Consider the following 9,392-nt stretch of genomic DNA (forward strand, 5'->3'; position numbering starts at 1 on the left):
TGTCAGGCGATATCAATGTTGACTGCCACACCGCCTTCGCGAGCAAGCCCGCTCCCACAGGGTACGTGATCAGGCATTAAACGTGAGCACAAAAAAAAACCGGCCGAAGCCGGTTTTTTTCAATTCAACAACCTCAGAACGAAGCGTTCTGCAGGCCGTCGAGGTAACGCTCGGTGTCCAGGGCGGCCATGCAGCCGGCGCCGGCCGAGGTGATCGCCTGGCGGTAAACGTGGTCAGCCACGTCGCCGGCGGCGAAGATGCCTTCGACGCTGGTCGCGGTAGCGTTGCCTTCACGGCCGCCCTGCACCACCAGGTAACCGTCCTTGAGGGTCAACTGGCCTTCGAACAGCGAGGTGTTCGGCGTGTGGCCAATGGCGATGAACACGCCGTCGACCTTCACTTCGTCGAAGCTGCCGTCGTTGTTCTTCAAGCGAGCGCCGGTCACACCCATGTTATCGCCCAGGACTTCATCCAGGGTCGAGTTCAACTTGAGGATGATCTTGCCTTCGGCCACACGGGCGTTGAGCTTGTCGATCAGGATCTTCTCGGCGCGGAAGGTCTCGCGACGGTGGATCAGGGTCACGGTGCTGGCGATGTTGGCCAGGTACAGCGCTTCCTCGACAGCGGTGTTGCCGCCACCGACCACGGCCACTGGCTTGTTGCGATAGAAAAAGCCGTCGCAGGTCGCACAGGCGGAAACGCCTTTGCCCATGAATGCTTCTTCCGACGGCAGGCCCAGGTAGCGAGCGCTGGCACCGGTGGCAATGATCAGGGCGTCACAGGTGTAGACCGCGCTGTCGCCGGTCAGGGTGTAAGGCTTGGCAGCGAAGTCCACGGCATTGATGTGATCGAAAACGATCTCGGTTTCAAAGCGCTCGGCGTGCTCGCGCATGCGCTCCATCAACACCGGGCCGGTCAGGCCGTGGACGTCGCCCGGCCAGTTGTCGACTTCGGTGGTGGTGGTCAATTGACCGCCGGCCTGCATGCCGGTGATCAGCAACGGCTTGAGGTTGGCACGGGCAGCGTAGACCGCTGCACTGTAACCGGCAGGGCCGGAACCGAGAATAATCACTCGCGAATGACGGACTTCAGACATGACCTGCTCCTGTTGACCCGCCCAAAACGACTGGCGCGGAACGCCGGGTTGCCGGCGTGAATAAAAAAGGACCATTGAAAGCACTTGGGGAAGGCTTGAACTCGACAGTCCTGTAAAAGAATGGGTGCAATGTATCGAGGGGGCGAAGATTAAGGAAATACGGTTTAACAATCCAGCTCATAGGTGGTCTCTATCCTGTTGCCGCGTGTTTACAGGCACCTTTGTTACAGCTGATGTCGATCGATGGCCCGTGCTTTCGCCCGCCAGGCAAAGCCGGTAAGGTCGGCGCGTTTCCCCTCTCTCGGAGCCCGATATGCCCGCCCCTGTTCTGTCCGGCCCGCAATACCTGCGCGAAGGCCTCAAACTGGTTTTGAGCCCCAGCCTGCGGCTTTTCGTATTGCTTCCCCTGGTGATCAACCTCGTGCTGTTCGTCGGATTGATCTATCTGGCCGGCCATCAGTTCAGCCTGTGGGTCGATACGCTGATGCCAACCCTGCCCGACTGGCTGAGTTTCCTCAGTTACCTGCTCTGGCCGATTTTCGTGGTGCTGGTGGTGCTGATGGTGTTTTTCACCTTCACCCTGCTCGCCAACATCATCGCTGCGCCCTTCAACGGCTTCCTCGCCGAGAAAGTCGAAGTGGTGGTGCGCGGCACCGATGATTTCCCGGCGTTCAGCTGGGGTGAACTGATCGCCATGGTCCCGCGAACCTTCGCCCGGGAAATGCGCAAGCTTGGCTACTTCCTGCCCCGCGCCATCGGCCTGTTCATCCTCTCGTTCATTCCCGTGGTGAACATCATCGCCGCACCACTGTGGCTGTTGTTCGGGGTGTGGATGATGGCGATCCAGTACATCGACTACCCGGCGGACAACCACAAGCTGGGCTGGAACGAGATGCTCGCCTGGCTGCGGCAGAAACGCTGGCAGAGCATGAGCTTTGGCGGCATGGTTTACCTGGCGCTGCTGATCCCGCTGGTCAACATCCTGATGATGCCGGCAGCCGTGGCCGGGGCGACCTTGTTCTGGGTCCGCGAACGTGGTGCGGAGAGCCTGGTGAGCCAGCGCTGAGGCGGTCACAAATCCATCATCAAATCGCCACACTGGCGACATGGCCTCGGTCGACACTGAGGTCATGACGACAGCTCTGCATATCACCCTGATCACCGAAACCTTCCCGCCCGAAATCAACGGTGTGGCCAATACCCTTGGCCGCCTGTGCGACGGTTTGCGCGCTCGCGGACATCAAGTCGAGCTGGTGCGGCCAAGGCAGGGTTGCGATCAGCAGGCGGGCAGCGACGATCAATTGCTGCTGTGCCGTGGCTGGCCATTGCCGGGGTATCCGGGTTTGCAATGGGGCCAGTCGTCGATGCACAAACTGCTGCGACGCTGGACGCGCCAGCGCCCGGACGTGCTGTACATCGCCACGGAGGGGCCGCTGGGCCTGTCCGCCTTGCGCGCGGCGCGGCGGCTGGGCATTTCCGTGGTGAGCGGTTTTCACACCAATTTCCAGCAGTATTCCGACCAGTATGGGCTCGGTCTGCTCACGCGACTGCTGACCCACTACCTGCGCTGGTTCCACAATCGCTCGAACCTGACTCTGGTGCCGAGTATCAGCCAGCGGATGGAACTGGAACGCCGACATTTCGAGCGCCTGGCGTTGCTGTCCCGAGGGGTCGACAGCCAGTTGTTCCACCCGAGCAAGCGCCAGCCATCGTTGCGCGAACAGTGGGGACTGGGCGAGAAGGACATCGCCGTCATCCATGTCGGACGTCTGGCACCGGAGAAAAACCTGGGCCTGCTCAAGCGTTGCTTCGACACGCTGAAAATGATGTATCCACAGCGAAAGCTAAAACTGGTCGTCGTCGGTGACGGTCCGCAACGAGCGGCGCTGGAGAAGGACCTGCCCGACGCGATGTTCTGCGGTGCGCAACGTGGCGAAGCCCTGGCTGCCCACTACGCGTCAGGCGATGTCTTCGTGTTTCCCAGCCTGACCGAAACCTTCGGCAATGTGGTGCTCGAAGCACTGGCGTCGGGGCTGGGCGTGGTGGCCTATGACCAGGCGGCAGCGGCTCAGCATATTCGCCACGGCTACAACGGTGTGCTGGCGATGCCGGGGGACGAGGCGGCGTTCTGCGACGCGGCCGCCTGGCTGCTGGAGGAGCGTGAGACCTTGCGTTGCGTGCGGCTCAATGCGCGCCAGCATGCCAGCCGCCAGGGTTGGGCGGCGATCATCGAGCAGTTCGAGGGGCAGTTGCGGGGGGCTTGTGGGGGGGAGCAGGTGGTGCGTGGGGCTGCGTCCCTGCCTTGAGATTATTGTTGAATTTCAGTCCGTCATCGCGGGCAAGCCCGCTCCCACAGGGGGTCTTCTGTGCACCAGAGATCCAATGTGGGAGCGGGCTTGCCCGCGATGCTTTTTACCAGGCGCCGCTTACACCAGCGTCATCAACGCCTCGCGGCTGAACGGCAGGATGTCTCCTTCACGGCCGTCACGCACCTTCTGCGCCCAGTCCGGGTCCACCAGCAGCGCACGCCCCACCGCCACCAGATCGAACTCGTCGTTGTTCAGGCGCTCCAGCAGTTTTTCCAGGCTGGCTGGTTGCGCGATCTTGTCGGTGTTGACCATGAACTGCAGGAACTCGCCATCCAGGCCAACGCTGCCGACGGTGATGGTCGGCTTGCCGGTCAGTTTGCGTGTCCAGCCCGCCAGGTTCAGCTCGGAACCGTCGAACTCCGGCTCCCAGAAACGCCGCGTCGAGCAGTGGAAAATGTCCACGCCGGCGTCGGACAACGGCTTGAGAAATTCCTCCAGCGCTTGCGGGGTCTGTACCAGGCGCGCCGTGTAATCCTGCTGCTTCCACTGGGAGAAACGGAAGATGATCGGGAAGCCTTCACCGACCGCTGCACGTACGGCCTGAATCAGCTCGATGGCGAAGCGCGAACGGTTGGCCAGGCTACCGCCGTATTCGTCGGTGCGCTGGTTGCTGCCTTCCCAGAAGAACTGGTCCACCAGGTACCCGTGGGCGCCGTGGATTTCCACGCCGTCCATGCCGATGCGCTGGGCATCCTTGGCGGCCTGGGCAAATGCAGCAATCACCTCCTTGATGTCCTGCTGCGTCATGCCGTGAACCACGACCTGGCCATCCTTCAATTTTTCCGAAGGGCCGTAACCCGGCACGTTCGCGTCCGGCTCGGTGCCGATGCGACGGACACTGCCAACATGCCACAGTTGCGGGACGATCTTGCCGCCTTCGGCGTGCACGGCGTCGACGACTTTTTTCCAGCCAGCCAACGCGTCTTCACCGTAGAAATGCGGCACGTTCGGGTAACCGTTGGACGCCTGGTGCCCGACGGTGGTGCCTTCGGTGATGATCAGGCCGACGCCGGCAGCGGCGCGGCGGCGGTAATACTCGATGACCTTGGAATTGGGCACGCCACCCGGCGAGAACGAACGGGTCATGGGCGCCATGACCACGCGGGTCGGCAGTTCGAGGGTGCCAAGGTGGAACGGTTTGAACAAAGCTTGAACGGGCATGGGTGCGCTCCACGGGGATAGACTTTATGACGGCGATAATATGGAGCCGGCGCACGGATGAACAGCACTATTGATTTGGGTGATTAAGGATCAGAAGAGGGAAACACGGAACCTGTAGGAGCGAGCTTGCTCGCGATGGTCTGAAATACACCGCGGGGTGTCAGGCTGCCAGCGTTATCGTTGACGACCATCGCGACGGTTCGACGCCTCGACATGCTCGCTCCTACAGGAGAAGGGGAACTCAGGCCAGGGCTTTTTCGATCGCCTGGATCACCGAGGGATCGTCCGGTGCCGTGCGCGGCGAGAAGCGTGCGAGTACACGGCCATCCTTGCCCAGCAGGAATTTTTCGAAGTTCCAGGTGATGTCGCCAGGGAACTCGGCGCCCTCGCCCGCCAGCAGGCGGTACAACTGGTGACGCTCATGACCGTTGACTTCCAGCTTGCTGGACAACGGAAAGGTCACGCCATAGTTGAGGCTGCAGAACTCCTGGATTTCCTGCTCGGTGCCTGGCTCCTGCCCGGCAAACTGGTTGCACGGCAAGCCCAGCACGCTGAAGCCTTTGTCCTTGTATTGCTGATAAAGGTTTTCCAGCGCCGCGTATTGCGGGGTCAAGCCACACTTGGAGGCCACGTTGACCACTAGCACGACGTTGCCCTTGAAAGGCGCCAGCGGAAGCTCCTGACCATCCAGGGCTGTCAATTTCAGGTCGTGAAAAGCACTCATGACGTACTCCAGATTCCCGTGTTTTTCTCGAAACAGCCTCTTGGCAATGCCGCCAAGGACAGCCGCGGACTAAAAAGGCGCCCCTCGGGCGCCTCTCCAGTTCTCGAAAGCTTAGCGCAGAAAATCAGTGGTGATGGCCACCTTCGCCATGGACGTGACCATGAGCGATTTCTTCCTGGCTGGCGTCACGGATGGCAACGATCTTGACCTGGAAGTTCAGGCGCTGACCGGCCAGCGGGTGGTTGCCGTCAACGGTGACGTCGTCGCCGTCCAGGTCGCGGATGGTCACGATCTGCATCTGGCCGTCCGGAGCGGAAGCGTGGAACTGCATGCCCACTTCCAGTTCGTCGACGCCTTCGAACATGCTGCGGCTCAGGGTGCTGACCAGTTCGGCCGCGTATTCGCCGTAGGCATCTTCAGGTTCAACGGCTACAGTCAGCTCTTCGCCGACGCCTTTGCCTTCCAGGGCTTTTTCCAGGCCCGGGATGATGTTGCCTGCGCCTTGCAGGTAGACCAGCGGCGCGCCGCCGGCGGAGCTGTCGATGACCTCACCAGCGTCGTTGGTCAGGGTATAGTCGATGGAGACAGCCTTATTGGCGGCGATCAGCATGGGGCGAGACCTTTTGCAGAAGAAAATAGAAAGGCCAAGTCTAGCGAAGCCATCGTCCGAAAGCGAACACAACCCGGACAAACGGACCGCGACGCCTGGCTCGACAGTCACAGGATTTCATCAGGATGAAGACGGGCACTGGGTGGCCGAGCTGTCCTGCGGCCATACGCAGCACCTGCGCCACCAGCCGCCGTGGCAGTCGCGGGCCTGGGTCCTTGACCCGGCGCAACGTGCCGCAAGAATTGGCCAGTGCTTTGAATGCGGTTGGTGCGCTCAAGGCTCGGTTAGCGATAATCTTGGCGACTGAATCTCGGTAGGCCGTCAGCTATAGACGGTCACCTTTGCCATGCACCCTTAGAGAATCCGCATGCAAACTTTTTTTATTGCCCCCACCGATTTTGGCGTGGGTCTGACCTCCATCAGCCTCGGGCTGGTACGCACCCTCGAGCGGGCGGGCCTCAAGGTCGGTTTTTTCAAGCCCATCGCCCAGCCCCATCCGGGGGACACCGGGCCCGAGCGCTCCACCGAACTGGTGGCCCGCACCCACGGCCTGAAACCGCCGCAGCCGCTGGGCCTGGCCCATGTCGAGCGCATGCTCGGCGACGGTCAGCTCGATGAGCTGCTCGAAGAAATCATCACGCTGTATCAGCAGGCGGCCATCGGCAAGGACGTGCTGATCGTCGAAGGCATGGTGCCAACCCGCAGCGCCAGCTACGCCGCCCGGGTCAACCTGCACCTGGCCAAGAGCCTCGACGCCGACGTGATTCTGGTCTCGGCACCGGAAAACGAGGTGCTGACCGAACTCTCCGGCCGCGTTGAATTGCAGGCGCAATTGTTCGGCGGTCCCAGGGATCCCAAGGTCCTCGGGGTGATCCTCAACAAGGTCAAGACCGATGAAAGCATGGAGGTCTTCGCCTCGCGACTCAGGGAACATTCGCCGCTGTTGCGCAGCGGGGATTTCCGTCTGCTCGGGTGTATCCCGTATCAGCCGGAGCTGAACGCGCCGCGCACCCGCGACGTGGCGGACCTGATGGGCGCGCAGATCCTCAACGCCGGCGATTACGAAAGCCGGCGCATGACCAAGATCATCATTTGCGCGCGCACCATGCGCAACACCGTGGAGCTGCTCAAGCCCGGTGTGCTGGTGGTGACGCCCGGCGATCGAGACGACATCATCCTCGCCGTCAGCCTCGCGGCCCTCAATGGCGTGCCGCTGGCGGGCCTGTTGCTGACCAGTGACACCCTGCCCGACCCGCGCATCATGGACCTTTGCCGTGGTGCCCTGCAGGCCGGTTTGCCGGTGTTGTCGGTGAGCACCGGCTCCTATGACACCGCCAACCAGTTGAATGGCCTGAACAAGGAAATCCCGATCGATGACCGCGAACGCGCGGAAATCATCACCGATTTCGTCGCCGGCCATCTGGACGCCAACTGGCTGCACCAACGCTGTGGCACGCCAAGGGAAATGCGCCTGTCGCCAGCCGTGTTCCGCTACCAGTTGATCCAGCGCGCCCAGGGCGCCAACAAACGCATCGTCCTGCCCGAGGGCAGCGAGCCGCTGACCGTACAGGCCGCCGCGATCTGCCAGGCCCGTGGCATCGCCCGCTGCGTGTTGCTGGCCAAGCCGGCTGACGTCGAAGCCGTGGCGCGCGCCCAGGGCATCGAGCTGCCGCCGGGCCTGGAAATCCTCGATCCGGACCTGATCCGCGAACGCTACGTCGAGCCGATGGTTGCCCTGCGCAAGAGCAAGAGCCTCAACGCGCCGATGGCCGAGCAGCAGCTGGAAGACCCGGTGGTGATCGGCACCATGATGCTGGCGCTGGACGAAGTCGATGGCCTGGTCTCCGGGGTCATTCACTCCACCGCCAACACCATCCGCCCGGCCCTGCAGCTTATTAAAACGGCGCCCGGCTGCACGCTGGTGTCGTCGGTGTTCTTCATGCTGTTTCCCGAAGAAGTGCTGGTGTACGGCGATTGCGTGATGAACCCGCACCCGAGCGCCACCGAGCTGGCGGAGATCGCCCTGCAAAGCGCGGACTCGGCCGCGGCCTTCGGCATCACGCCTCGGGTGGCGATGATCAGCTATTCCAGCGGCGAATCGGCCAGCGGTGAAGAAGTCGAGAAAGTCCGCGAAGCCACGTTGCTCGCCCACGAACAGCAGCGCTCGTTGCTGATCGACGGCCCGTTGCAGTACGACGCGGCGGCCAACGAGACCGTGGCCCGGCAACTGGCGCCGAACAGCCAGGTGGCCGGTCGCGCCACGGTTTTCGTGTTCCCCGACCTCAACACCGGCAACACCACGCACAAAGCCGTGCAGCGCAGCGCCGACTGCGTCAGCCTCGGGCCGATGCTGCAAGGCCTGCGCAAGCCGGTGAACGACCTGCCGCGTGGCGCGCAAGTCGACGACATCGTGTACACCATCGCCCTCACCGCGATTCAAGCCGCCAACCGACCTCTGGATGTTTAAATGCTGGATTTTCTGCCTGCACCGGCACGCGGTGTGATTGCTTCGCTGCTTCTGGCGTTGAACACGATTTTGCTCTGCTCGTTCCTGTTCTGCGTGGCGCTCGTCAAGGCCTTGCCATTCGCGCTGACCCAGCGCCTGGCAGGCTGGCTGATGAGCCATACCCACGAAGCCTGGATCAGCCTCAACAAAGGCTGGATGAACCTGGTCCGGCGCACGCGCTGGCACCTCAGCGGCCTGCAGGGTCTGGACTATCGGCACTCGTATCTGATCACCAGCAACCACCAGAGCTGGGTCGATATCCTGGTGCTGCAATACGTGCTCAACCGGCGCATCCAGCCGCTGAAATTCTTTCTCAAGCAGGAACTGATCTGGGTGCCGGTGATTGGCCTGGCGTGGTGGGCGCTGGGCTTTCCGTTCATGAAGCGTTACTCCAAGGCGTATCTGGAGAAACACCCGGAAAAGAAAGGCAAGGACCTGGAAACCACCCGCAAGACCTGCGCGAAGTTTCGCAACAACCCGGTGGGCATTTTCAACTTCGTCGAAGGCACGCGTTTCACCGACGGCAAGCATGCCCAGCAACAGTCACCGTTCAAGTACCTGCTCAAACCCAAGGCCGGCGGCATTGCGTTCGTGCTCGACGCCATGGGCGAACAGCTGGAATCGATCGTCAACGTGACCATCCACTATCCCGGCGGACGCCCTGGTTTCTGGGACCTGCTCTGCGGGAACGTGAAGGATGTGGTGGTGCATTTCGAAGAACTGAAGATTCCGCCGCAGTTCATCGGCAGGAACTACGACCAGGACGGTGAATACCGCTTGCAGTTCCAGGGCTGGATCAACCAGTTGTGGCAGGACAAGGATGCGTTGCTGGGGCAGATGCATCGCGAATTCCCTGACCGCCGCTGACCCCATGTGGGAGCGGGCTTGCTCGCGAAGGCGGTGGATCAGCCAGCTTGATGTTGACT

General features: G+C 61.9%; 9 protein-coding genes. 5 read left to right on the top strand and 4 right to left on the bottom strand.

Going from position 1 to position 9,392, the window contains the following annotated elements; genetic code table 11:
- Window positions 1-133: 133 nt before the first annotated feature.
- Window positions 134-1,096, bottom strand: a complete 963-nt coding sequence (gene trxB / locus QIW53_RS27025) for a thioredoxin-disulfide reductase (RefSeq protein ID WP_371052655.1) — start codon at window positions 1,094-1,096, stop codon at window positions 134-136.
- A 313-nt stretch (window positions 1,097-1,409) separates the two neighbouring features.
- Between trxB and cysZ the strand changes: the two genes are divergently transcribed.
- Window positions 1,410-2,162 carry a sulfate transporter CysZ gene (gene cysZ / locus QIW53_RS27030; RefSeq protein ID WP_371052656.1) on the top strand — a complete coding sequence of 251 codons (753 nt, stop codon included), beginning with the start codon at window positions 1,410-1,412 and terminating at the stop codon, window positions 2,160-2,162.
- 40 nt (window positions 2,163-2,202) lie between these two features.
- On the top strand, window positions 2,203-3,402 hold the full coding sequence (locus tag QIW53_RS27035; protein WP_371052657.1) for a glycosyltransferase family 4 protein: 1,200 nt from the start codon (window positions 2,203-2,205) through the stop codon (window positions 3,400-3,402).
- A 120-nt stretch (window positions 3,403-3,522) separates the two neighbouring features.
- On the opposite strand, the gene QIW53_RS27040 is transcribed toward QIW53_RS27035, so the two are convergent.
- The 3 genes from QIW53_RS27040 to QIW53_RS27050 all read right to left on the bottom strand — a co-directional run bounded on the left by QIW53_RS27040 (window position 3,523) and on the right by QIW53_RS27050 (window position 5,960).
- Window positions 3,523-4,626 (bottom strand): NADH:flavin oxidoreductase, encoded by a 1,104-nt coding sequence (locus tag QIW53_RS27040; RefSeq protein WP_371052658.1) that lies wholly within the window; start codon window positions 4,624-4,626, stop codon window positions 3,523-3,525.
- 241 nt (window positions 4,627-4,867) lie between these two features.
- A complete protein-coding gene (locus tag QIW53_RS27045; protein WP_371052659.1) occupies window positions 4,868-5,350 on the bottom strand; it encodes a glutathione peroxidase in 483 nt (160 codons plus the stop codon).
- Between the two features lie 124 nt (window positions 5,351-5,474).
- Complete coding sequence (locus QIW53_RS27050; protein WP_192309741.1) at window positions 5,475-5,960, bottom strand: FKBP-type peptidyl-prolyl cis-trans isomerase; 486 nt, start codon at window positions 5,958-5,960, stop codon at window positions 5,475-5,477.
- On the opposite strand from QIW53_RS27050, the gene QIW53_RS27055 reads away from it, so the two are divergent.
- The 3 genes from QIW53_RS27055 to QIW53_RS27065 are packed head-to-tail and all read left to right on the top strand — an operon-like array spanning window position 5,929 to window position 9,333.
- Window positions 5,929-6,267, top strand: coding sequence for a DUF3565 domain-containing protein (locus tag QIW53_RS27055; RefSeq protein WP_371052660.1), 339 nt, complete (start codon window positions 5,929-5,931; stop codon window positions 6,265-6,267). The two genes, QIW53_RS27050 and QIW53_RS27055, sit on opposite strands and share 32 nt — an antisense overlap.
- Before the next feature lie 60 nt (window positions 6,268-6,327).
- Window positions 6,328-8,427 (top strand): phosphate acetyltransferase, encoded by a 2,100-nt coding sequence (gene pta, locus QIW53_RS27060; protein WP_371052661.1) that lies wholly within the window; start codon window positions 6,328-6,330, stop codon window positions 8,425-8,427.
- Window positions 8,428-9,333, top strand: coding sequence for an acyltransferase (locus QIW53_RS27065; RefSeq protein ID WP_371052662.1), 906 nt, complete (start codon window positions 8,428-8,430; stop codon window positions 9,331-9,333).
- Window positions 9,334-9,392 lie beyond the last annotated feature (59 nt).

This window comes from Pseudomonas fluorescens, assembly GCF_041354075.1.
In the GTDB taxonomy this organism is placed as follows: Bacteria; Pseudomonadota; Gammaproteobacteria; order Pseudomonadales; family Pseudomonadaceae; genus Aquipseudomonas; species Aquipseudomonas fluorescens_CE.

Excerpts from the sequence above, each read along its gene's own strand:
- trxB (WP_371052655.1), bottom strand. The coding sequence starts at position 1,096 with ATGTCTGAAGTCCGTCATTCGCGAGTGATTATTCTCGGTTCCGGCCCT.
- cysZ (WP_371052656.1), top strand. The coding sequence starts at position 1,410 with ATGCCCGCCCCTGTTCTGTCCGGCCCGCAATACCTGCGCGAAGGCCTC.
- QIW53_RS27035 (WP_371052657.1), top strand. The coding sequence starts at position 2,203 with ATGGCCTCGGTCGACACTGAGGTCATGACGACAGCTCTGCATATCACC.
- QIW53_RS27040 (WP_371052658.1), bottom strand. The coding sequence starts at position 4,626 with ATGCCCGTTCAAGCTTTGTTCAAACCGTTCCACCTTGGCACCCTCGAA.
- QIW53_RS27045 (WP_371052659.1), bottom strand. The coding sequence starts at position 5,350 with ATGAGTGCTTTTCACGACCTGAAATTGACAGCCCTGGATGGTCAGGAG.
- QIW53_RS27055 (WP_371052660.1), top strand. The coding sequence starts at position 5,929 with ATGGAGACAGCCTTATTGGCGGCGATCAGCATGGGGCGAGACCTTTTG.
- QIW53_RS27050 (WP_192309741.1), bottom strand. The coding sequence starts at position 5,960 with ATGCTGATCGCCGCCAATAAGGCTGTCTCCATCGACTATACCCTGACC.
- pta (WP_371052661.1), top strand. The coding sequence starts at position 6,328 with ATGCAAACTTTTTTTATTGCCCCCACCGATTTTGGCGTGGGTCTGACC.
- QIW53_RS27065 (WP_371052662.1), top strand. The coding sequence starts at position 8,428 with ATGCTGGATTTTCTGCCTGCACCGGCACGCGGTGTGATTGCTTCGCTG.